The 19279-nt window shown below is 67.1% G+C and carries 27 protein-coding genes and 1 other RNA gene; 13 read left to right on the forward strand and 15 right to left on the reverse strand.

All coding sequences use genetic code 11. The features are described 5' to 3' along the window. Positions 1–14 precede the first annotated feature (14 nt). From EF888_RS03710 to EF888_RS03720, 3 genes are all read right to left on the reverse strand, one after another. A complete protein-coding gene (locus EF888_RS03710) occupies positions 15–893 on the reverse strand; it encodes a 5-bromo-4-chloroindolyl phosphate hydrolysis family protein (protein ID WP_109757510.1) in 879 nt (292 codons plus the stop codon). Then, entirely contained in the window at positions 893–1090 is a 198-nt protein-coding gene (locus tag EF888_RS03715; protein WP_109757511.1) for a hypothetical protein, read from the reverse strand. The genes EF888_RS03710 and EF888_RS03715 overlap by 1 nt, the downstream gene beginning before the upstream one ends. 82 nt (positions 1091–1172) lie before the next feature. After that, positions 1173–1997: a pseudouridine synthase gene (locus EF888_RS03720; RefSeq protein ID WP_109757512.1), complete on the reverse strand. Its 825-nt coding sequence runs from the start codon at positions 1995–1997 to the stop codon at positions 1173–1175. Positions 1998–2114: 117 nt separating this feature from the next. Here EF888_RS03720 and EF888_RS03725 point away from each other — a divergent pair, with 117 nt between their 5' ends. Then, positions 2115–2564, forward strand: coding sequence for a nucleoside deaminase (locus EF888_RS03725; protein ID WP_109757513.1), 450 nt, complete (start codon positions 2115–2117; stop codon positions 2562–2564). On the opposite strand, the gene EF888_RS03730 is transcribed toward EF888_RS03725, so the two are convergent. Next, positions 2561–3253, reverse strand: a complete 693-nt coding sequence (locus EF888_RS03730; protein WP_109757514.1) for a metal-dependent hydrolase — start codon at positions 3251–3253, stop codon at positions 2561–2563. The two genes, EF888_RS03725 and EF888_RS03730, sit on opposite strands and share 4 nt — an antisense overlap. Positions 3254–3294: 41 nt before the next feature. Here EF888_RS03730 and EF888_RS03735 point away from each other — a divergent pair, with 41 nt between their 5' ends. The 7 genes from EF888_RS03735 to rpmG all read left to right on the forward strand — a co-directional run bounded on the left by EF888_RS03735 (position 3295) and on the right by rpmG (position 7969). Continuing rightward, positions 3295–3942, forward strand: a complete 648-nt coding sequence (locus EF888_RS03735) for a ceramidase domain-containing protein (protein WP_109757515.1) — start codon at positions 3295–3297, stop codon at positions 3940–3942. An 85-nt stretch (positions 3943–4027) separates the two neighbouring features. Next, entirely contained in the window at positions 4028–4315 is a 288-nt protein-coding gene (gene gatC / locus EF888_RS03740) for an Asp-tRNA(Asn)/Glu-tRNA(Gln) amidotransferase subunit GatC (protein WP_109757516.1), read from the forward strand. A gap of 4 nt (positions 4316–4319) precedes the next feature. Continuing rightward, on the forward strand, positions 4320–5804 hold the full coding sequence (gene gatA, locus EF888_RS03745) for an Asp-tRNA(Asn)/Glu-tRNA(Gln) amidotransferase subunit GatA (protein ID WP_109757517.1): 1485 nt from the start codon (positions 4320–4322) through the stop codon (positions 5802–5804). Between the two features lie 37 nt (positions 5805–5841). Continuing rightward, complete coding sequence (locus EF888_RS03750; RefSeq protein ID WP_109757518.1) at positions 5842–6570, forward strand: hypothetical protein; 729 nt, start codon at positions 5842–5844, stop codon at positions 6568–6570. Between the two features lie 4 nt (positions 6571–6574). Beyond that, positions 6575–7282, forward strand: coding sequence for an N-acetylmuramoyl-L-alanine amidase (locus tag EF888_RS03755; RefSeq protein WP_109757519.1), 708 nt, complete (start codon positions 6575–6577; stop codon positions 7280–7282). Positions 7283–7320: 38 nt separating this feature from the next. Then, positions 7321–7687: RNase P RNA component class A (rnpB, locus tag EF888_RS03760), an RNA gene on the forward strand. Positions 7688–7801: 114 nt separating this feature from the next. Continuing rightward, a complete protein-coding gene (gene rpmG / locus EF888_RS03765; protein ID WP_008034579.1) occupies positions 7802–7969 on the forward strand; it encodes a 50S ribosomal protein L33 in 168 nt (55 codons plus the stop codon). A 59-nt stretch (positions 7970–8028) separates the two neighbouring features. Here rpmG and EF888_RS03770 read toward each other — a convergent pair whose 3' ends face one another. Next, entirely contained in the window at positions 8029–8499 is a 471-nt protein-coding gene (locus EF888_RS03770; protein ID WP_109757946.1) for a cupin domain-containing protein, read from the reverse strand. A 49-nt stretch (positions 8500–8548) separates the two neighbouring features. Between EF888_RS03770 and EF888_RS03775 the strand changes: the two genes are divergently transcribed. After that, positions 8549–9073 carry a GNAT family N-acetyltransferase gene (locus EF888_RS03775; RefSeq protein ID WP_241239791.1) on the forward strand — a complete coding sequence of 175 codons (525 nt, stop codon included), beginning with the start codon at positions 8549–8551 and terminating at the stop codon, positions 9071–9073. A gap of 187 nt (positions 9074–9260) precedes the next feature. Here EF888_RS03775 and tkt read toward each other — a convergent pair whose 3' ends face one another. Then, a complete protein-coding gene (gene tkt / locus EF888_RS03780; RefSeq protein ID WP_109757521.1) occupies positions 9261–11279 on the reverse strand; it encodes a transketolase in 2019 nt (672 codons plus the stop codon). Between the two features lie 208 nt (positions 11280–11487). On the opposite strand from tkt, the gene EF888_RS03785 reads away from it, so the two are divergent. The 3 genes from EF888_RS03785 to EF888_RS03795 are packed head-to-tail and all read left to right on the forward strand — an operon-like array spanning position 11488 to position 12688. Then, positions 11488–11952: a hypothetical protein gene (locus EF888_RS03785; RefSeq protein WP_109757947.1), complete on the forward strand. Its 465-nt coding sequence runs from the start codon at positions 11488–11490 to the stop codon at positions 11950–11952. Between the two features lie 3 nt (positions 11953–11955). After that, entirely contained in the window at positions 11956–12357 is a 402-nt protein-coding gene (locus tag EF888_RS03790) for a cell division protein ZapA (RefSeq protein ID WP_109757522.1), read from the forward strand. Further along, the gene (locus EF888_RS03795) at positions 12344–12688 is read left to right on the forward strand and encodes an MliC family protein (RefSeq protein ID WP_241239792.1); all 345 of its coding nucleotides are present in this window, start codon (positions 12344–12346) and stop codon (positions 12686–12688) included. The genes EF888_RS03790 and EF888_RS03795 overlap by 14 nt, the downstream gene beginning before the upstream one ends. Before the next feature lies 1 nt (position 12689). On the opposite strand, the gene EF888_RS03800 is transcribed toward EF888_RS03795, so the two are convergent. The 9 genes from EF888_RS03800 to EF888_RS03840 all read right to left on the reverse strand — a co-directional run bounded on the left by EF888_RS03800 (position 12690) and on the right by EF888_RS03840 (position 18632). Continuing rightward, a complete protein-coding gene (locus EF888_RS03800; protein WP_109757523.1) occupies positions 12690–13007 on the reverse strand; it encodes a TraR/DksA family transcriptional regulator in 318 nt (105 codons plus the stop codon). Between the two features lie 59 nt (positions 13008–13066). Continuing rightward, the gene (locus EF888_RS03805) at positions 13067–14101 is read right to left on the reverse strand and encodes an Ldh family oxidoreductase (protein WP_109757524.1); all 1035 of its coding nucleotides are present in this window, start codon (positions 14099–14101) and stop codon (positions 13067–13069) included. Further along, on the reverse strand, positions 14098–14496 hold the full coding sequence (locus tag EF888_RS03810; RefSeq protein ID WP_206508418.1) for a cupin domain-containing protein: 399 nt from the start codon (positions 14494–14496) through the stop codon (positions 14098–14100). The genes EF888_RS03805 and EF888_RS03810 overlap by 4 nt, the downstream gene beginning before the upstream one ends. After that, on the reverse strand, positions 14493–14789 hold the full coding sequence (locus tag EF888_RS03815) for a putative quinol monooxygenase (RefSeq protein WP_109757525.1): 297 nt from the start codon (positions 14787–14789) through the stop codon (positions 14493–14495). The genes EF888_RS03810 and EF888_RS03815 overlap by 4 nt, the downstream gene beginning before the upstream one ends. A gap of 7 nt (positions 14790–14796) precedes the next feature. Further along, positions 14797–15156, reverse strand: coding sequence for a Grx4 family monothiol glutaredoxin (gene grxD, locus EF888_RS03820; protein ID WP_109757526.1), 360 nt, complete (start codon positions 15154–15156; stop codon positions 14797–14799). A 73-nt stretch (positions 15157–15229) separates the two neighbouring features. Next, the gene (locus tag EF888_RS03825) at positions 15230–15466 is read right to left on the reverse strand and encodes a BolA family protein (protein ID WP_109757527.1); all 237 of its coding nucleotides are present in this window, start codon (positions 15464–15466) and stop codon (positions 15230–15232) included. 68 nt (positions 15467–15534) lie between these two features. Further along, entirely contained in the window at positions 15535–16164 is a 630-nt protein-coding gene (locus EF888_RS03830) for a CatA-like O-acetyltransferase (RefSeq protein ID WP_109757528.1), read from the reverse strand. Then, positions 16161–18329 carry a phosphoribosylformylglycinamidine synthase subunit PurL gene (gene purL, locus EF888_RS03835; RefSeq protein WP_109757529.1) on the reverse strand — a complete coding sequence of 723 codons (2169 nt, stop codon included), beginning with the start codon at positions 18327–18329 and terminating at the stop codon, positions 16161–16163. The genes EF888_RS03830 and purL overlap by 4 nt, the downstream gene beginning before the upstream one ends. 102 nt (positions 18330–18431) lie before the next feature. Further along, entirely contained in the window at positions 18432–18632 is a 201-nt protein-coding gene (locus EF888_RS03840; RefSeq protein WP_109757530.1) for a hypothetical protein, read from the reverse strand. A 210-nt stretch (positions 18633–18842) separates the two neighbouring features. Between EF888_RS03840 and EF888_RS03845 the strand changes: the two genes are divergently transcribed. Beyond that, the gene (locus tag EF888_RS03845) at positions 18843–19238 is read left to right on the forward strand and encodes a hypothetical protein (protein ID WP_126918483.1); all 396 of its coding nucleotides are present in this window, start codon (positions 18843–18845) and stop codon (positions 19236–19238) included. Positions 19239–19279: the final 41 nt, after the last annotated feature.

The raw sequence follows: 19279 nt of genomic DNA on the forward strand, positions 1-19279 counted from the left end.
CCCTCCATGTGGGGCTATGCCCTGCTGTGGACGCCCTCGCGCTCCAGTCGGTCGCGGAGCACCTCGATCTCCACGTCGAGCGTGGACTTGTCGTCGAGAAGCAGCTTCTCGGTCTTCTTGGCGAAGGTCGTCTCGAGATCGGTCAGCAGCGCCTCGTAGTCGGCGCGCGCCTCCTCGTTGCGGGATCGCAGCCAGAGGTCGGCGAACTGCACCGTCGCATCACGCGCACCGAGGAGGTAGACGGACAGGTAGCGGCGCGCGCTTGTCAGGTCGCGGGGATCCTCCTCGACCACGCGGAACATGCCGCGCGCGGTGGCGGCGAAGTCGGCGACCCGACGCTCCAGGGCAGGAATGCGTGCCCGGGCGATGGCGTCCCGCATCGCGACGAGGTGCTTCTCGGCTTCGTCCACGGCGCGGGCGACGCGGTCGGTCTGGAAGCCGTCCATCCCTTCGGTGCCCTTGTCGCGCAGGGGGTCGGGGCCAAAGGCTGTAAAGTGCAGCGCGGCGCCAAGAATGAAGAACAGGATCGGGTTCAGGAGCGAGAACGTCTCGGGGTTCAGCCCGGCCAAGGCGAGCCCGAGCCCGGTCAGCGCGCTGCCGAAGATCTTGCGCGGGATCGCGGGGCGCTTCGCCACTCGGCGGGCATTGAAGGCGTCCTCGGCGATCAGGCCCTCGCGGGTCAGCCATGCCGCCAGCATCATCAGGCCGAAGGCCGCGAGCTTGAGGAACATGCCGAGCGGTTCGAGCTGGAACGCCGTCAGGAGCATCACGACGGGCGCAATGAAAAGGAAGTTGACGCGCGCGCCCACGGGGCTGCGCCTGCGACCCTCGGGCAGCCTCGGGTGAGACGCCGGCGACTCCGGACTGTGCCGTCCGCGGAAGGGCCGCGCCATCAGGAAGCCCCCGTCACCGAGACGTAGAAGATAAGGCACATCAGCAGGATGAAGGCTGCCTTCTGCATTGCTGTTCCCGTCGTCAGTGCCGTCACCCCGCCGCGCCGTTCCGCTGCCCGGCCGACTCCGCGCAGAAGCGCCGCGACAAGTCCGACGACGGCGAGGGCAAAGAACAGGGCAAGTGCGAAGCGCTGCATGTGGCTCCCTCTCGTGTGCGATCAACATAGGGGATCGGTGACCGCCATACCAGTGCGCCGGCGGCGGAATGAGCCCTGCGGGCTACTTGCGGGCGGGCTTCGGCTTCCTTCCGGCCTCGGTGCGGCGGGGCGGCTTCGCGGCCTTGCGCGCGGTGCCGGTGGTTGGGGCCTTTCCCGCATCGAGACCAAGCTGGTCGCGGACGACCTTCTGGCGCACTTCCTCGACCGCGCCGGCGGCGAGGTCGCCGAGACGGAAGGGGCCGTAGCTTATGCGGATGAGGCGCGAGACCTGGACGCCGACCGCGTCCATCGCGCGACGGATCTCGCGGTTCTTTCCCTCGCGCAGCGAAATCGTCAGCCAGGCGTTGCCGCCCTGCTGGCGGTCGAACGTGACCTCCATCGGGCGGAAGGTCTCGCCATCGATGGTGATGCCCTTGCGCAGCGGTTCGAGCGAGGCCTCGGACGGGCTGCCGTGGACGCGAACGCGATACTTCCTGAGCCAGCCGGTGGAGGGAAGCTCCAGCTTTCGCTTGACCTCGCCGTCGTTCGTCAGAAGGAGGAGGCCCTCGGAGTTGATGTCGAGCCGGCCGACGCTGACCACGCGCGGCATTCCTTCGGGCAGCGCGTCGAAGACGGTCTGGCGGCCCTTCTCGTCCTTCGTCGTCGTGACGAGGCCCTGAGGTTTGTGGTAGAGCCAGAGACGCGGCGGCTCGCGCTCGGCCAGGGCCTTGCCGTCGACGGCGATGCGGTCCTTTTCGGTGACGTTGAGCGCGGGGCTGTCGATGACCTTGCCGTTCACGCTGACCCGGCCTTCGCCGATGATGCGTTCGGCGTCGCGGCGCGAGGCCACGCCGTGGCGGGCGAGGACCTTGGCGATGCGGTCGCCGGGGGGCGTGTCGGTGCTCATGCCTTGGCTTATCCCGCGCGGACCGGGAGGGAAAGGGAGCCCGCGCATGCCGCCTCCGGCGGGAGTATTTGGTCCAAGAAGAAAGACAAGGGCGGGATTGAACGGCATAAGGCGGGCATGAGGTTTGGCAGTTTCATGGACAGGGCGCTGGAGGAGGCGCGGGGCGCAGGCGCGCGCGGCGAGGTGCCCGTGGGCGCGGTGCTGGTGGGACGCGAAGGGGATGTGATCGCGGCGGCGGGCAACCGGACGCGCGAGCAGTCCGATCCCACGGCTCATGCCGAGATGCTGGTCATCCGCGCGGCGGCGAAGCGCCTCGGGTCGGAGCGGCTGACGGGGTGCGACCTTTACGTGACGCTCGAACCTTGCGCCATGTGTGCGGCCGCCATCGCCGCCGCGCGGATCGGGCGGCTTTACTACGGCGCGGCGGACCCGAAGTCGGGGGGCGTGGCGCATGGGGCGAGGGTGTTCTCGCATCCACAGGCGCATCATGTTCCGGAGGTCTACGACGGGATCGGGGCCGGGGAGGCGGCGGATCTGCTGCGCGCGTTCTTCGCGGACAGGCGCTAGATCTCTACCGTCTCCATCACTTCCATCACCTTCACGTCGACGTCGGGAAGCTCCTCGATCAGGGTCTTGGCGTCCTGCGCGAGGATCGGGAACGTCTTGTAGTGGCAGGGGATGACCACCTTGAAGTCGAAGAACCTCTTCGCCGCCCAGGCCGCGGCCTTCTGGTCCATCGTGTAATGGCCGCCACAGCAGAGGATGCCGATGTCGGGGGCATAGTATTCGCCGAACCAGCCCATGTCGGCCATCACGTCGGTGTCGCCGGAGAAGTAGATCGTGTGGCCCTCGCCCCGGATCATGAACCCGGCCTCGGAGCCCGCGACACCCGGTCCGTCGTCGCCGAAGTCGATGGAGGAGGAATGGCAGGCGTTGACCATCGAAACCTTCACGTTGCCGAGCGCGATCGTGCCGCCCTTGCCGAAGCCCAAGGTCTCGACACCGTCGCCGCCCAGAACCTCGGAGAGTTCGTGGATGCAGGCGATGGGGATCTTCTGCTCGCTCGCGATGACCCTGCAATTCGAGGCATGATCGCCGTGGCCATGGCTGAGAAGGATCGCCGTCGCCCCCGAGAGCGCCTCGTCGTGACGGCCGTCCGGGAACACGGGGTTGCCGTTCAGCCAGGGGTCGACGAGGAGGATCTGGTCCCCGATCTCGATGCGGAAACCGGAGTGGCCGAGCCAGGTGATCTTCATGCGATGCTCCCTATCCTGTCGGGAATAGGATAGGGACAGGCATGGACTGGACAAGGGCGATCGACGGCTATTGCGAACGGACGGACCCTTCGCTTTGGTCCGAGCCGGTCAATGCGGTGACGAACCTGGCCTTTCTAGCCATGGCCTGGATGATGTGGCACCGGTCGCAGGGGCAGGCCGGAGGGCGTGTCCTGTCGGTCATCCTCGCGGTGATCGGGGTGGGCTCGCTTCTGTTTCACACATTCGCCGTCGCGTGGGCTGCGATGGCGGACAGCCTTCCGATCCTCATCTTCACGCTGGTCTACACCTTCCTTGCCAATCGCCGGTTCCTTGGCTGGCCGGTCTGGGGCGCCGCCCTCGGCGCGGCGGGTTATGTTCCCTGGACGGCGGCGCTGACGCCCGTGTTCGACGCCCTGCCGTTCTTCACGGTATCGGACTATTATTGGCCGCTGCCCCTGCTGATCTTTGCCTACGGCCTCTACCTGCGCCGTGAGACGCCCGAGACAGGGCGCAACCTCATCATCGGCGCGGCGATCCTGTCGCTGTCGCTGACCTTCCGGTCGCTCGACATGGCGGTCTGTGACGGTTTCCCCGTCGGCACCCATTTCCTGTGGCACATCCTGAACGCGCTGATGCTGGGCTGGATGATCGAGACCTGGCTTCGGCACGGCGACCGCGTGCCCGACTGAGGCAGGCCGGAGTCCTGCGGGCGAGGCTTGGCTTCCCGCCCGGCCCGCGCTAAAGGCGGGTCCGTTCTTCAAGACGGAGCCGATCATGTCCATCGACAGGGAAACCGCCCGCCGCGTCGCCAAGCTGGCGCGGATCAAGGTGGAGGAAGGCGACCTCGACGCGCTCGCGGGCGAGTTCAACGCCATCCTCGGGTTTGTCGAGCAACTGAACGAGGTCGATGTCGAGGGCGTGGAGCCGATGGTTTCGGTCACGCCGATGCGGCTGAAGCGGCGGCAGGATGCGGTGACGGACGGCGGCTATCAGGAGAAGATCCTGTCGAACGCGCCCGACGCGCGGGAAGGCTTCTTCGCGGTTCCGAAGGTGGTGGAGTGATCTCATGTCGAGCCTGAACACCCTGACCCTCGCCGACGCGCGAGAGGCGCTTCGCTCGGGCGACACGACGTCGGCGGCGCTGACGCGCGCGTGCCTTGACGCTGTCGAGGCTGCGTCGGCGCTGAATGCGGTGGTGCATCCGACGCCTGATCTGGCCATGCAGCAGGCGGAGGCGGCGGATGCGCGATTGAAGGCGGGGGACGCCCCGTCGCTCTGCGGCATCCCGCTTGGCATAAAGGACCTGTTCTGCACCAGGGGCGTGGCGAGTCAGGCGGCGTCGGGCATCCTCGAGGGCTTCCGCCCCGAGTATGAATCCACCGTCACGACGCAGCTTTTCGAAGCCGGCGCGGTCATGGTCGGCAAGCTGAACATGGACGAATTCGCCATGGGCTCGTCGAACGAGACCAGCGTCTACGGCAACGTCGTGAACCCTTGGCGGCGCGGCAACGACGACACGGCGCTGACGCCGGGCGGATCGTCGGGTGGGTCGGCGGCGGCGGTCGCGGCCGACCTGTGCCTTGGCGCCACGGGGACGGACACGGGCGGTTCGATCCGGCAGCCTGCGGCGTTCGTGGGCATTACGGGGCTGAAGCCGACCTATGGACGCTGCTCGCGGTGGGGGATCATCGCCTTCGCCTCGTCGCTCGACCAGGCGGGGCCGATGGCGAAGACGGTGCGGGATTGCGCGATCCTGCTTCAGGCGATGGCCGGGCACGACCCGAATGATTCGACCAGCGCCGACCTCGCAGTGCCGGACTTCGAGGCGATGCTGACCGGGGACATTCGCGGCAAGACCATCGGCATTCCCAAGGAATACCGGATGGACGGAATGCCCGACGAGATCGAGGCGCTCTGGACCGAGGGGCGGACGATGCTCGAGGATGCTGGGGCAAAGATCGTCGACATCTCGCTGCCGCATACGAAATACGCGCTTCCGGCCTACTACGTCATCGCGCCGGCCGAGGCGTCTTCGAACCTCGCGCGCTATGACGGGGTCCGCTATGGGCACCGCGCGAAACTGGGGCAGGGCGACGGCATCACCGAGATGTACGAGAAGACCCGCGCCGAGGGCTTCGGCGCGGAGGTCAAGCGGCGCGTGATGATCGGGACCTATGTCCTGTCGGCGGGTTTCTACGACGCCTACTACAACCGCGCGCGCAAGGTGCGGACGCTGATCAAGAAGGACTTCGAGGACGTCTTCGCGCAGGGCGTCGATGCGATCCTGACGCCTGCCACACCCTCGGCGGCCTTCCCTCTCGGGCAGGAATTCGACGATCCGGTGCAGATGTACCTCAACGACGTCTTCACTGTGACCGTGAACCTCGCCGGACTGCCGGGCATCGCCGTGCCCGCCGGGCTTGACCGCCAGGGCCTGCCCCTCGGGCTTCAGCTCATCGGCAAGCCGTGGGAAGAGGGTGAGTTGCTGAATATCGCGCAGACCATCGAGGATCGCGCTGGTTTTGTGGCCAAGCCCGCCAAATGGTGGTAGGCTTCGCGCCAAGAATGACGAAGGCAGAGCAGAGACCATGACCATTCGCTTTCTGGGCCTTGCAGCGCTTTGCGCGCTTGCGGCCTGTGCGCCGTCCATGCCGGACAGCAATCCCGCCAGCACCGCGGGCGTGGGTTTCGGCGACTATGACAACTACGCGGCCCAGCGCGCGGCACGGGATGCCGAGCTTGAGCGGCGCAGCCTGCCGTTGCCCGAGGAGCGGGCCATTGCGGAAGAGACGCTTGGCGTCCTGAACCGTACGGCCGCGCCGGGAACGACCGTCGCCTCGACGACGCTGCCTGCGGCCGCCGCCCCTGCCGCCGGACCGGGAGAGCCGCTGTCGGTGATCCCGCTGGCCTCGGGCACGACGGGCAGCACCAGCATCTCGGACGAACAGAACTTCGACGCCGTTGCCTCGCGCGAGACGATCCAGAGCGACGCCGCGCGCCTGGCGCGCCAGCGCCAGTCCTTCGAGGTCGCACAGCCCTCGGCCCTGCCCGAGCGGCAGGAGGCGGGCGGCGCGGGTATCGTTCAATACGCGCTCTCGACCACGAACCAGGTCGGTCAGCAGGCGTATCGCCGGAACGACCGCGTGACCGACAGCCAGTACCAGCGCAACTGCGCGAGGTATGGCTCGTCGGACAGGGCGCAGGAGGCGCTTCTGTCGTCGGGAGGGCCCGAGCGCGACAGGCACGGGATCGACCCAGACGGGGACGGCTTCGCCTGCTACTGGGACCCGTCCCCCTTCCGCGCGGCGATGCGCTGACGCCATGGAGATCGTCGACCGCCCCTCGCCGAACCACGGAGACAGGAGGGGCGGCGCGCGGGTCGAGCTGATCGTCCTTCATCACACCGCCATGCCGGCCTGCGAGGACGCCCTGGGCCGTCTCTGCAACCCCGAACACGAAGTTTCGTCGCATTATCTGATCGGACGCGATGGCACGCTTTATCGCCTTGTGGACGAGGAGCGGCGCGCCTGGCATGCGGGCGAGGGCAGGTGGGCGGGGCGCGACGACGTCAACTCCAGGTCCATCGGCATCGAACTCGACAACGACGGGTCGTCGGCCTTCGAGGAAGAGCTGATGACGACGCTCGAGGCGCTTCTCGAGGACCTTCTGGAGCGGCACGAACTGCACCCGAAGGCAGTCATAGCGCATTCGGACATGGCGCCTGGACGCAAGAGCGATCCGGGCCCCTGGTTCGAGTGGAAACGCCTGGCGGAAAAGGGCTTGTCGGTCTGGCCGGACCCTGCCTTGCAGGGCGATTTCATGCGCGATGCGGCGTTCTTCGGCTATCCGGTCGAGGTGGGTGAGGCCGCCGTGCTCTCGGCGTTCCGGCAGCGCTTCAGGCCCTTTGCCGACGGACCGATCGGAACGCCGGATCGGGCGATGATGGCGGGTCTCGCGCGGCACTTTCCATCGGACGTGACCGAGCGGACGGCGAGCCGTGTGCCGTCGCGTCCGTTCCGGACGCTCTGACGCTTTATCTCGCGCGGACAACAGACTATATCGCCCTCGCGGACGGCCGGGCGACCGCGCGCAAGCGAGGAAAGTCCGGACTCCACGAAGCGACGGTGCCGGGTAACGCCCGGCCGGGGCAACCCGAGGGAAAGCGCCACAGAGAACAGACGGCCTTCGCGGGTCGCGCAAGCGGCTCACGCGGGTCACGGTGAAACGGTGCGGTAAGAGCGCACCGCGGGACGGGCAACCGGACCGGCACGGCAAGCCCCACCGGGAGCAATGTCGAATAGGGGGTCCATATGGGCAGGCTTCGGCCCGGACCCCGGGTAGACAGCTTGATCCCGTCGGTAACGGCGGGACCAGATGAATGGTCGTCCCCCTTTTCGGAGGGGACAGAATCCGGCTTACAGGCCGTCCGCACCTTTCGTTTCCCGGCGTCCCCGGGGAACGCCCTTGACAGCGTGGCCCCAGCCTTTAGAAGGCGGGCTTCAGGATTTCGGGTCGCGGCGCCAGCCCCGGCCAAGCAGGAGACGACCCATGGCGAAACCGACGACGATCAAGATCCGTCTGAACTCGACCGCGGACACCGGCCATTTCTACGTGACCAAGAAGAACGCCCGCACGATGACCGAGAAGATGGTGGTCAAGAAATACGATCCCGTCGTCCGGAAGCACGTCGAATACAAGGAAGGCAAGATCAAGTAAGGATCTTTCCCTTTCGTGAACGACAGGGCCGCGTCCGGGACGCGGCCTTTTTCATGGGCTCACGGCCGGTAGGGATTCGATGCCGGGCGACCGGAAAAGTCGGTCCAGGACCGCTCTTCCGGGTCGCGGCAGACGCGCAGCACGCGGTCGTGGTCGGGATAAGTCACCGTGTCGGATCGACTCCGCGTCCCGACGATGAGGTAGCGCGCCTCGGCGTCCGAGGTGTTCTCGACGCAGTGGCCGACGGGGTCGCCGGCCTTCCAGGTCACGACGTCGCCGGGACAAAGGATGTGCGTTTCGTCGCCCTCGTGGAGCGTGACCTCGCCTTCGAGCATCATGAGGAACTCGTCTTCCTCGGCGTGCCAGTGCTTGATCGAGGAGAGGGAACCGGGGGGCAGGATCTCGACCGCCGCGCCGAACTGGGTCAGGCCGCCGGCGTCTGAATACGGAAGGACCTTGCAGGGGCCGCAGGGCCCGCCGCCGCCATCGGTCTCATAGGTCTCGACGGTGTCCGCGCGGTGGATGGGCATGGGCGTTCTCTCACTCGATGTGACGCAAGACTGGACGAAGAGGATCGGGATGGCCAGATCATCGGATATGACCTCCGGCATTACCCTCAGGCGCGCCACACCGTCCGATCTGGGCGCGGTCGATGCGCTGCTTCTGCGGTCCTACCCGAGACTACTGAAAGGCGCTTATCCACCGTCGCTTCTGGTGACCGCGATCCCGCTTCTTTCACGGGGGAATCCGGCCCTTCTGGCCTCGGGCACCTACTTCGTCGTGGAGGCGGGGTCGACCATCGTCGGCGCAGGCGGATGGACGTCGAGCGAGCCGGGGACGGGTCGGGCCGGGGCGCCCGCGACGGGCCATGTGCGGCATGTGGCGACCGATCCGGAGCGAACGCGAGAGGGGATCGGGCGCGCGCTGATGGCGCATATCTTCGACGACGCGCGGGCGGCTGGGATCACGCGGTTGGACTGTCTATCGACGCTGATGGCGGTGCCGTTCTATGCCGCCTGCGGGTTCGAGGCCGTGGGGCCGGTGACCGTTCCTCTCAGGCCGGGGATCGAGTTTCCGGCCGTGCGGATGCACAGGTCCCTGTGATCCTTACGAAAGGTTGCCGGCGCGCGCGGAGATCGGGGGATTTTCTGCGGTTGCTCCGATTTGCCGTAACCGCAAGGCCCGCGGTGCGGGACGGGGCGTCGGCGATGCGTCTGCACCCTGTCGGCAAGGCGTATGGCACCTGTCGGCGCGGGAGGCTGTCCCGCGCCGGGATTAACGGATCGCGCGGTCAGAGCAGGCCCTTGACCGTCGACGCGACGTTTTCGGCGGTGATGCCGAACTCCTTGTAGAGCGTCTCGGCCGGGGCCGAGGCACCGAAGCCGTCCATGCCCACGAAGGCCGCGCGGGCGGCGCGGCCGCGCTCGTCCAGAAGCCAGCGGTCCCAGCCCTGGCGGATGCCCGCCTCGATGGCGACGCGGACCGGGCCAGCGGGGAGGACGCGGCGGCGGTAGGCCTCGTCCTGCTCGGCGAAAAGCTCGGCGCAGGGCATCGAGACGACGCGGGTGCCGATGCCCTCGGCCTCGAGCGTCTCGCGGGCGGCGAGGGCGATCTCGACCTCGGAGCCGGTGGCGATCAGGATCGCCTGCCGCTTTGCGGTGGACTCGGCCAGGACATAGGCGCCCAGCGCGGTCAGGTTGCGGGTCTTGTGCTCGGTCCGGACGGTGGGGAGGTTCTGGCGCGATAGGGCCAGGACGGAGGGCGCCCGCTCGGACGAGAGAGCAAGCTCCCACGCCTCGGCGGTCTCGACGGTGTCGGCGGGGCGGAAGACGCGCATGTTCGGGATCGCGCGGAGCGCCGCGAGGTGTTCGACCGGCTGGTGCGTGGGGCCGTCCTCGCCGAGACCGATGGAGTCGTGCGTCATCACGTAGGTGACGGGCGCGCCCATCAGGGCCGAAAGGCGCATTGCGCCGCGGGCGTAGTCCGAGAAGGTCAGGAAGGTGCCGCCGTAGGGGCGCACGCCGCCGTGCAGCACCATGCCGTTCATCGCCGCCGCCATGCCATGCTCGCGAATGCCGTAGTGGATGTAGCGGCCCTTGCGGTTGGTGGCGTCGAAGATGCCGAGGTCGGCGGTCTTGGTGTTGTTCGAGCCTGTGAGGTCGGCCGAGCCGCCGATGGTCTCGGTCAGGACGGGGTTCAGCACCTCGAGCACCATTTCCGAGGATTTGCGCGTTGCGACCTTGGGGCGGCTGTCGGTGATCTGCTTCTTCAGCGCGCGAACGGTGGCCGAAAGGCGCTTGTGCGTCTCGCCCGACATGACGCGGTTGAAGTCCGCCTGCCGCGACGAGGACAGCGCGGCGAGACGGTCGTCCCAGGCCTTGCGCTCGTCCGCGCCGCGCGCGCCGATAGTGCGCCAGGCGGACAGGATGTCCTTGGGGATGTCGAAGGGTCCGGACGTCCAGCCGTAGATGTCGCGGGTCACCTGGATTTCCTCGGGACCAAGCGGCGAGCCGTGGGCTCCGTTGGTGTCCTGCTTCTTGGGCGAGCCGAAGCCGATGTGGGTCTTGCAGGCGATCATCGCGGGCTTCTTTGAGGCGCGGGCCTGGGTCAGCGTGCGGTCGATGTCTTCGGGGTCGTGGCCGTCGCATTCCTGGACGTGCCAGCCCGAGGCCTTGAAGCGTGCAAGCTGGTCGGTCGTGTCCGAAAGCGACACCTTGCCGTCGATCGAGATGTCGTTGTTGTCCCAGAGGACGATCAGCTTCGAGAGCTTCTGCATCCCCGCGAAGGCGATGGCCTCCTGGCTGATGCCCTCCATCAGGCAGCCGTCGCCGGCGATGACGTAGGTGAAGTGATCGACGATCTTCTTGCCGTAGCGGGCGCGCAGGCTTTCTTCGGCGATGGCGAAGCCGACGGCGTTGGCGAGGCCCTGGCCAAGCGGGCCGGTCGTCGTCTCGATGCCCTTGGCGTGACCGTACTCGGGGTGGCCGGCGGTTTTGGAGCCCCACTGGCGGAAGTTCTTCAACTCGTCGAGCGTCATGTCCTCGTAGCCGGTCAGGTAGAGGAGCGCGTAGAGCAGCATCGAGCCGTGGCCCGCCGAGAGGATGAAGCGGTCGCGGTCGGCCCAGTCGGGGGCGGAGGCGTCGAACTTCAGGTGCTTCTCGAAGAGGACGGTGGCGACGTCGGCCATGCCCATGGGCATTCCGGGGTGCCCCGAGTTTGCCGCCTGCACCGCATCCATCGCCAGCACACGGATGGCCGTGGCGCGGGAGAAGTGATCGGCGTGAAGCTCTTTCAGAGTGGCGATGTCCAAGGTTCCGTCCCCCGTGTCCAGATCGGATGGAGCGGTTGATAGCAGCCCGTCCCCCAAGCGCAAGACGGGAAGCGTGGGCACGGCCCGGGGCGGGTAAAGGAGTCGAAACCCGCCGCGCATGAGGTATGTTCGAGGTCAACAACAGGGGCTGTGCGGCGATTCGGCGACCGAACGCGGCCCTCCAGGCATCGGGACGGCGGGATATTTCATGGACGACATTTCCGAATTTCAGCGGCGGATCGTGGCGGCGCTGGACCGCGCGGGCCAGGCGCTCGACCAGCTTGGGTCGGGTGGCGGAGGAGGCGGCAGCGAGGAACTGGCCGCCGAACTCGAGGCCGAAAGGGTCGCGAACCGGCAACTGGAAGAGCGCGTGCGCGCGATCAAGGAAAAGCAGGAGACCACGGTCGCTCGGCTGGAGGACCAGGTTTCGGACCTGCGCGACGCGCTGGGCGCGCGCGACGCCGAGGTGCAGCGGATGCGGAAGGTGAACGACGCCCTGCGCGAAACGAACGCCTCGCTGCGCGACGCGAACGCCCAGGGTCTGGCCGAGCCGGAGCTGGTGAACGCCGCGATGCTGTCCGAGCTTGACGCGCTGCGGGCGCAGCGCGCGGCCGAGCGTGCCGAGATCGAGGAAATCCTCGCCACTCTCGAACCCGTCCTGAAGGAGGCCTGATCCATGCCCGAGGTTCCCATCGAGATCGGCGGCCGCATCTTCAACGTCGCCTGCCAGGAGGGCGAGGAGCACTTCCTCAAGTCCGCGGCCTCGCTTCTGGATAACGAGGCGAGTTCGCTGATGGAGCAGATCGGGCGGCTGCCCGAGTCGCGGATGCTGTTGATGGCGGGGCTCATGCTGGCCGACAAGCACGCCGGCGCCGAGGACCAGATGAAGTCGATGGAAGACAAGATCGCGCAGCAGGAAGCCTGGGTCGAGGAGCTTCAGAACCGCCCCAAGCCCACAGCCGAGCGCGTGGAAGTCGCCGTCGTCCCGCCCGCCGTGGCCGAAACGCTGGCCGAACTGGCCGCGCGCGCCGAGGCGCTGGCCGATGCCGCCGAGGAAAAGCTGCGTGCGACGGGCTGACCTCGCCGTAGCGCTTGCGGCCGGCATGGTGTGTGGCGCGCCTGCCTTTGCGCTGGACGCGAGGGCGACGACCTATGTCTGCGAGCGGGGCGTCGAGGTCCCTGCGGTCTACGTCAACCATCCGGGCGAGCCCGGCATCGCCGTCATCCACGTCGAAGGACGCATGATAAATCTCGTCGCCGAGTTGTCCGCGTCCGGCGCGCGCTATGGATGGCCGTCGGACGGTTCGCATTACGTCTGGTGGACGAAGGGCGACGCGGCGACGCTGTACTGGAACGACGGCGCCACCGGAGAGGAGACGCCGCTTCTGTCGGAGTGCTCGACCGGCTAGGTCAGCGCGCGCAGTCCCGGCAGAGAGCCGCGTGGGGCACCGCGTCGAGACGTTCCTCGCTGATCGGCTCGCCGCATTTCATGCAGTCGCCATAGACGCCGTCCTCGATCCGGGCGAGTGCGGCGCGGATCAACTGGACCTCCTGCGCGCTCTGGGCGCCGAGACGCTCGAGCACCTCGTCGTCCTCGCGCTCGACGGCCTGTTCCTCGGCGTCCTTGGGCATCGGATCGTCGAGGTCGTCCTCGATCCGGTTTATCCGCTCGCCGAGTTCCTTGAGGCGGTCCTCGAGTTGGTTCTTTCTGTCGGTGAAATCGCGCATGGGTGTCTCCTTCCGGGGCCAACGATGACAGGGGCAGGGGGTTCCGACCTTGCGCTGGATCAGATTGGGCAGGAAATCCCGATGCGGGCCGCATTCTGGCGGAGGTCGTCGACGACGCTCTGCGGCAGGTCGATGCCGGTCTCGCGGAGGCGGGCGTCCGAGGCGGCCTCGAGTTCGCCGGGATAGAAGATGCCGGGCGCGTCGGGTGCGGGGCGGGACGACTTCAGCTCGTCGATCAGCGTCTCCATGTCCGCCTCGAAGGCGGCGAGGGGGCGCGACGCCTCGATATCGATGGCAAGGGCAAGGTGCCCCGCGCCGGAGCGGCCTTCCGGGACATAGGGGCCGGTGACGCCGGTGCCGAAAGCGCTGCCCGAGAGGACGCCCGAGACCATGTCGACCATCATCGCGATGGCGTAGCCCTTGTGACCTGCCATGGGCAGGATGGTCCCGGCGATTCCCGCTGCCGCATCCGTGGTGGGCCGCCCGTCGGCATCCATCGCCCAGCCTTCGGGGATCGGCTCACCGCGCGCCTTGGCGTTGTAGAGCTTGCCACGGGCGACGGCGGTGTTGGCGATATCGAGCATGAAGGGCGGATAACGCCCCGCCGGTGCGGCCCAGGACCAGGGGTTGGTGCCGAGCCGCTTGTCGAGCCCGCCCCAAGGTGCCATCGCGGGGCTTGCGTTGGCGGTCAGGAATCCGATGCAGCCTTCGGCGGCGGCCATGCGGGTGTAATACATCGCCGTGCCGAAATGGCCGGAGTTGCGCACCGCCACCGCGCCGATGCCGTGGTCCTTGGCGGCGCGGATGGCCTCGGTCATGGCGGTCTTCGCGACGCGCTGGCCGACGCCGTCGCGGCCGTCCATCGTCAGAAGCGCGCCCTTGCCCGAGATTTCGGGCGCCGCCGTGGGCGACATCGCCCCGCTTTCAAGCCGGACGGCGTACCAGAAGAGGCGCATGACGCCGTGGCTCGGGTGGCCCCAGAGATCGGCCTGGACGAGGCTGTCGGCCACCAGCGCGGCGGTGTCGTCGTCCATGCCGAGCGTGCGGTAGACTGCGGTCCCGAAGGCGCGGAGCGTGTCGTGGTCGACGATCAACGGTCGTGCTCGACGGCGACCGCCCGGGTTTCTCCCGTCTCGGCCAGCGTGCGCGTGGCGGTGGCCGAGGCGTAGGTCCAGAAGATGCGCAGGGGCTCGCTGTCCGAGGCGTTGACGAAACGGTGCGGCACTTCGGCATCGACCCAGACCACGTCGGTCGCCTGCGCGTCGCGCCATTCGCCTGCCACCTCGACCCGCGCGCTGCCCGAGACGACAAGGACGCTTTCCTCGACGTTGTGCCAGTGCAGCGGTATGCCCCCGCCGGGCGGGATGTCGGTGAAACCGTTCAGGATCGAGCGGGCGCCGGTATCGGGCGTTATCATCTGCACGGTGGAGGCACCACCCGGGCGCGCGTGGCGGGGGCGTCCCGCCTCGTGCCGGAGCGCGCTGGTCACGCCGGAGGACCGTCGAGGCGGAACATGGCGACCGCCTTGTGCTCGGTCCAGCTTTCGATCCGTTCCGAGAAGGTGCCGTAGTGGGACGTCGCCTTGTGGGCCTGGAAGGCCGCGGCGTCGTCGTAGATTTCATAGAGGAAGAACCGGGACTGGTCCTTGGGGTCGCGGCAGACGTCGAACCTCTGGCAGCCCGGCTCGACCTCGAGTGAGGCGCGCGCATTCTCGCGGAGCGCCGTCAGGAAATCGCCGGTATGCTCCGGGGCGGAGCGAAACTCCACCGTGACTACGAACATGAAATCCTCAGGAGTTGTGAGCGCGGATCTGGTCGGCCGCGTCCTTGTTGAAGGACACACCCTGCTGCTCGAAAAGCTGGTCCAGCTCTCCCGACAGCATCATCTCGGTGATGATGTCGCAACCGCCCACGAACTCGCCCTTGACGTAAAGCTGCGGGATCGTCGGCCAGTCGGAATAATCCTTGATCCCCTGGCGGATAGTCTCGTCAGAAAGGACGTTCACGTCTGAGTAGTCGACACCCATGAAGTTGAGCACCCCCGCGACGCGGCTGGAGAAGCCGCACTGGGGGATTTCCTTGGTGCCTTTCATGAAGAGAACGACATCGTTGCCCTTCACGGTCTGTTCGATCTTGTCTTGAGCGCTCATGGCTGGCTCCCCTGTTCGCTTTCGCCAGACATCTAATGCGGTTCGGGCGAAGAGGGAAGGGGAGGCGGGGGGATCAGTCGGGCGCGCGCGTCGTCAGCGCCAGCGCGTGAAGCTCGCCCGATGAGCCGTCCATCCGGCCCTTGAGCGCTGCATAGACGGCGCGCTGCTGCTGGACGCGGTTCATGCCCCGGAAGCTTTCATCGACGACCATGGCTGACATGTGGACCCCGTCGTCGCCCTCGACCGCGATCTTCGCGTTCGGGAAGGATTCGCGGAGAAGGTCTTCGATCTCGTGGGCCTGCATGGGCATGGGCGGTCCTCTCTTTCCCTTGAAAACCTATGGGCTCGCATCGCCTGCTGCAAGCTTGGCGAATGCGGTCAGACGGAGTCCAGTGCGGCCTGCGTGGCCTCGAAGAAGCGCGCTACCTGGAGGCCGTCGACGAGCGCGTGGTGAACTTGAAGCGTCATCGCCATGTCGTGGCCGTCGCCCTTCGGCACGATCTTTCCCCAGGACACCCGCGGGATGCAGTCGTCGGAGCCGGGGAGCGCGTTGTCGAGGGAGGTGTAGTCGAGCCAGGGCAGGCACGACAGGTAGGCCACGTCCTCGACCGTGCCGTCATTGGCGTTGAGCGGGACGCCGGCGCGGACCTCCTCGATCTTCTCGGCGGCGTGGCGGTCGAAGCGGGCGCGGTCGGGGTTCCAGGCCATGTAGGTGTAGCGAAAGTCGCCGTTTTCCAAGGGGATGGTGGGGGAGAGGAGGAGGCGGTCGTAGAGCCTTACCTTGTCGCCCTTGAAGCGCATCCGAAGCTCGGGGACGGCGTGGAGGCCCGCGCCTATGGCATGGAGCGTGGTGCGGAAGGGGGAGAGGTTGCGCTCGCCGTGTTCGGCCATGAGGCGCGAGACGACTATACGGGTGGTGATGGCGTAGTGGGGACGGGCATAGGTCCGGAAGAGGCGGAACTGCTCGGCCCGCGGCCAGGACTTGAGGTCGACCGCGCGGCCCATCATCCGACGGCGGCCTCGAAGGCGGTGCGGTAGAGATGCGAGAGGTCGGCCATCGGAGCGGATTTGTCACCGAACTTCAATGCTTTACCGCCGAAGTGGCCGACATGGGAGAGGGGGACGCCGGCCTTGGTTGCGGCGGCGGTCAGGGCGTCGAGGTCGGAGGGGGCGCAGGCGAGGAGGTAGCGGGCCTGATCCTCGCCGAAGAGGGTGGGGATGGAGGCGTCGGCGAGGGTGACGCCGGTGCCTGCGGCGTCGGCCATCTCGAAGGCGGCGAGGGCGAGGCCGCCGTCGGAAAGGTCGGTGGCGGCGCGGATCAAGGCACTGTTTTGCCTCACGAATTCACCGTTGCGGCGCTCGGCGGCAAGGTCGACGCGGGGGGCGTCGCCCTCTTCGCGGCCGAAGGCTTCGGCGAGGAGGGCGGACTGGCCGAGGTGGCCTTCGGTGGTGCCTACGAGGAGGAGGAGGTCGCCGTCCTGCGCGACCCCGGCGATCAGGTCGGAGGGGGCGGCGATGAGACCCACGGCGCCGATGGTGGGAGTGGGCAGAATGCCTGTTCCGTCGGTCTCGTTGTAGAGCGAGACGTTGCCGGAAACGATAGGCATATCAAGGGCTTCGCAGGCCTCGCCGATGCCCTTTATGGCGCCGACGAGCTGGCCCATGATCTCGGGCTTTTCGGGGTTGCCGAAGTTGAGGTTGTCCGTCGCAGCGAGCGGCGTGGCGCCCACGGCGCAGAGGTTGCGGAAGGCCTCGGCCACCGCCTGCTTGCCGCCTTCGACGGGATTCGCCTCTACATAACGAGGGGTTACGTCCGAGGTGAAGGCCAGCATCTTACCGGTGTCGTGGACGCGGACGATGCCCGCGCCGAGGCCGGGTGTGCGCACGGTGTCGGCCATGACCTGGCTGTCGTACTGCTCCCACACCCACTGCTTGCGGGCGTAGTTGGGGGAGCCGATGAGGGCCTTAAGCGCCTCGATCGGGTCCATCTGTATCACGTCGGTATCGCGTCGGTATTGCGTCGGTGCGGGCGTCGGCACCCAGGGGCGGTCGTACTCGGGCGCGGTGGACGAGAGTTTGGACAGGGGCAGGTCGGCCTTGGTCTCGTTTCCGTGGACGATCAGGAAGCGGTCCTCGGCTATGGTCTCCCCCACGATGGCGAAGTCGAGATCCCACTTGTCGAAGATCGCTTTTGCTTCGGCCTCCTTCTCGGGGCGGAGGACCATGAGCATCCGCTCCTGGCTTTCGGACAGCATCATCTCGTAGGCGGTCATCCCCGTCTCGCGCTGCGGGACGGCATCCAGGTTGAGACGGACGCCGAGACCGCCCTTGTCGCCCATCTCGACCGCCGAGCAGGTGAGGCCGGCGGCGCCCATGTCCTGGATCGAGATGACGGCGCCGGTGGCCATGAGTTCGAGGCAGGCTTCGAGCAGGCGCTTCTCGGTGAAGGGGTCGCCGACCTGAACGGTCGGGCGCTTCTCCTCGATCGTGTCGTCGAATTCGGCGGAGGCCATCGTGGCGCCGCCGACGCCGTCGCGGCCGGTCTTGGCGCCGAGGTAGACGACGGGCATTCCGACGCCCGAGGCGGCCGAGTAGAAGATCTTGTCTGCGTCAGCCAATCCGGCGGCGAAGGCGTTGACGAGGCAGTTGCCGTTGTAGGCGCGGTGAAAGCGGACCTCGCCGCCGACCGTTGGCACGCCGAAGGCGTTGCCGTAGCCGCCGACGCCCTCGACCACGCCCGAAACGAGACGCTTCGTCTTCGGGTGCGACGGCTCGCCGAAGGAAAGCGCGTTCATCGCGGCGATGGGGCGGGCCCCCATCGTGAAGACGTCGCGGAGGATGCCGCCGACGCCCGTTGCCGCGCCCTGGTAAGGCTCGATGTAGGAGGGGTGGTTGTGGCTTTCCATCTTGAAGATGACGGCCTGGTTGTCGCCGATGTCGACGACGCCCGCGTTTTCGCCCGGGCCGCAGATGACCTGGGGGCCGGTCGTCGGCAGGGTGCGGAGCCACTTCTTGGAGGACTTGTAGGAACAGTGCTCGTTCCACATGGCCGAGAAGATGCCGAGTTCGGTGAAGGTCGGCGCGCGCCCGATGATCTGAAGGATGGTCGCGTATTCGTCGGGCTTCAGCCCGTGGCCGGCGACGAGGTCTTCGGTGATCGCGGGTTCTTCCATGACATGCCCCCTGTGGCTTGGGCGGTGTCATAGAATACGGGTGTTGCAGGGGAAAGGGGCGATACGCCGCTGCCGGAAGCGCGGATCCTCCGGGCGATGGCCTTAGCTATGCTTCTGGTTCAGCACGCCGAAGCTGGTCGAGGCCTCGCCACCGCTCGCCTTCGAGAAATAGCCCTCTGCTTCCAGACCCCGCCGAAGCAATTCGCGGACAGCGGCCGCCCGGCTCGGCATCCGAGTCTCGAACCGGAAATCGTCGAGCGCGCGAAGCTCTGAATCGGTGACCATCACCTGCAGCCGCTCCATCCGTTTGTCTCCACCGCCGTCCAACGCAAACCTCCATGCTCATGCGGACTTACTCAAAACACACAATGAGCTGAAAAGTTTCATTCTCCCTCTCCCCCTCAACTCCTTCCTCTGAGCAGACTCAGCCGAAGGCCTAAACTACTCAACTAAGGTACTGATTTCGCTATTGTTTTCGAAATTCGTATGTCATTGTCATGGATGGAGGCTGCCATGACACCCACGGACAAGACGGTACGAACAGGCACGGATCTCAGGAAGATGGTCGCCCTGATGGCGAGCGACGAGATACTGTCGCTGGACATCCAGGATGCGCTCGAGTCCGTCGGCATGGGCACGATCCTCGGTCACAATTACGAGGCCGACGGTGTGCCGACCCATGCAAGTGCTGTGATCATCGATCTGAAGATGACGGATTTGCGGTCGCACATGGCGGTCGCCGACCTCATGGCGCGGAACGTGCCCGTCATCACGATCAGCACCGACGAGCGCACGACCTCGACCTTCCGGAACATGCCGAAGGTGGTCGCGAGCTTTTCGAAGCCCCTGTGCGTCGACACCCTGCTGCCCTGCGTGATCGCCGCCTCCAAGCAGGAACGACACGCCTGAGCGCCTTTCGAAGGCCGACCTGACGCCAGGCTTGCAAAGGC

Origin of the sequence: Silicimonas algicola, from assembly GCF_003970735.1 — a bacterium.
GTDB classification, from domain to species: Bacteria; Pseudomonadota; Alphaproteobacteria; order Rhodobacterales; family Rhodobacteraceae; genus Silicimonas; species Silicimonas algicola.

Bases quoted from the DNA above. Each gene is read 5' to 3' on its own strand.
- EF888_RS03775 (WP_241239791.1), top strand. From the start codon at position 8,549: ATGGCCAGATCATCGGATATGACCTCCGGCATTACCCTCAGGCGCGCC.
- gatA (WP_109757517.1), top strand. From the start codon at position 4,320: ATGTCGAGCCTGAACACCCTGACCCTCGCCGACGCGCGAGAGGCGCTT.
- EF888_RS03710 (WP_109757510.1), bottom strand. From the start codon at position 893: ATGGCGCGGCCCTTCCGCGGACGGCACAGTCCGGAGTCGCCGGCGTCT.
- EF888_RS03715 (WP_109757511.1), bottom strand. From the start codon at position 1,090: ATGCAGCGCTTCGCACTTGCCCTGTTCTTTGCCCTCGCCGTCGTCGGA.
- EF888_RS03825 (WP_109757527.1), bottom strand. From the start codon at position 15,466: ATGCCCATGCAGGCCCACGAGATCGAAGACCTTCTCCGCGAATCCTTC.
- EF888_RS03720 (WP_109757512.1), bottom strand. From the start codon at position 1,997: ATGAGCACCGACACGCCCCCCGGCGACCGCATCGCCAAGGTCCTCGCC.
- grxD (WP_109757526.1), bottom strand. From the start codon at position 15,156: ATGAGCGCTCAAGACAAGATCGAACAGACCGTGAAGGGCAACGATGTC.
- EF888_RS03730 (WP_109757514.1), bottom strand. From the start codon at position 3,253: ATGAAGATCACCTGGCTCGGCCACTCCGGTTTCCGCATCGAGATCGGG.
- purL (WP_109757529.1), bottom strand. From the start codon at position 18,329: ATGGAAGAACCCGCGATCACCGAAGACCTCGTCGCCGGCCACGGGCTG.
- EF888_RS03725 (WP_109757513.1), top strand. From the start codon at position 2,115: ATGAGGTTTGGCAGTTTCATGGACAGGGCGCTGGAGGAGGCGCGGGGC.
- EF888_RS03840 (WP_109757530.1), bottom strand. From the start codon at position 18,632: ATGGAGCGGCTGCAGGTGATGGTCACCGATTCAGAGCTTCGCGCGCTC.
- gatC (WP_109757516.1), top strand. From the start codon at position 4,028: ATGTCCATCGACAGGGAAACCGCCCGCCGCGTCGCCAAGCTGGCGCGG.
- rpmG (WP_008034579.1), top strand. From the start codon at position 7,802: ATGGCGAAACCGACGACGATCAAGATCCGTCTGAACTCGACCGCGGAC.
- EF888_RS03815 (WP_109757525.1), bottom strand. From the start codon at position 14,789: ATGTTCGTAGTCACGGTGGAGTTTCGCTCCGCCCCGGAGCATACCGGC.
- EF888_RS03845 (WP_126918483.1), top strand. From the start codon at position 18,843: ATGACACCCACGGACAAGACGGTACGAACAGGCACGGATCTCAGGAAG.
- EF888_RS03755 (WP_109757519.1), top strand. From the start codon at position 6,575: ATGGAGATCGTCGACCGCCCCTCGCCGAACCACGGAGACAGGAGGGGC.
- EF888_RS03770 (WP_109757946.1), bottom strand. From the start codon at position 8,499: ATGCCCATCCACCGCGCGGACACCGTCGAGACCTATGAGACCGATGGC.
- EF888_RS03750 (WP_109757518.1), top strand. From the start codon at position 5,842: ATGACCATTCGCTTTCTGGGCCTTGCAGCGCTTTGCGCGCTTGCGGCC.
- EF888_RS03790 (WP_109757522.1), top strand. From the start codon at position 11,956: ATGCCCGAGGTTCCCATCGAGATCGGCGGCCGCATCTTCAACGTCGCC.
- EF888_RS03785 (WP_109757947.1), top strand. From the start codon at position 11,488: ATGGACGACATTTCCGAATTTCAGCGGCGGATCGTGGCGGCGCTGGAC.
- EF888_RS03830 (WP_109757528.1), bottom strand. From the start codon at position 16,164: ATGATGGGCCGCGCGGTCGACCTCAAGTCCTGGCCGCGGGCCGAGCAG.
- EF888_RS03735 (WP_109757515.1), top strand. From the start codon at position 3,295: ATGGACTGGACAAGGGCGATCGACGGCTATTGCGAACGGACGGACCCT.
- EF888_RS03800 (WP_109757523.1), bottom strand. From the start codon at position 13,007: ATGCGCGATTTCACCGACAGAAAGAACCAACTCGAGGACCGCCTCAAG.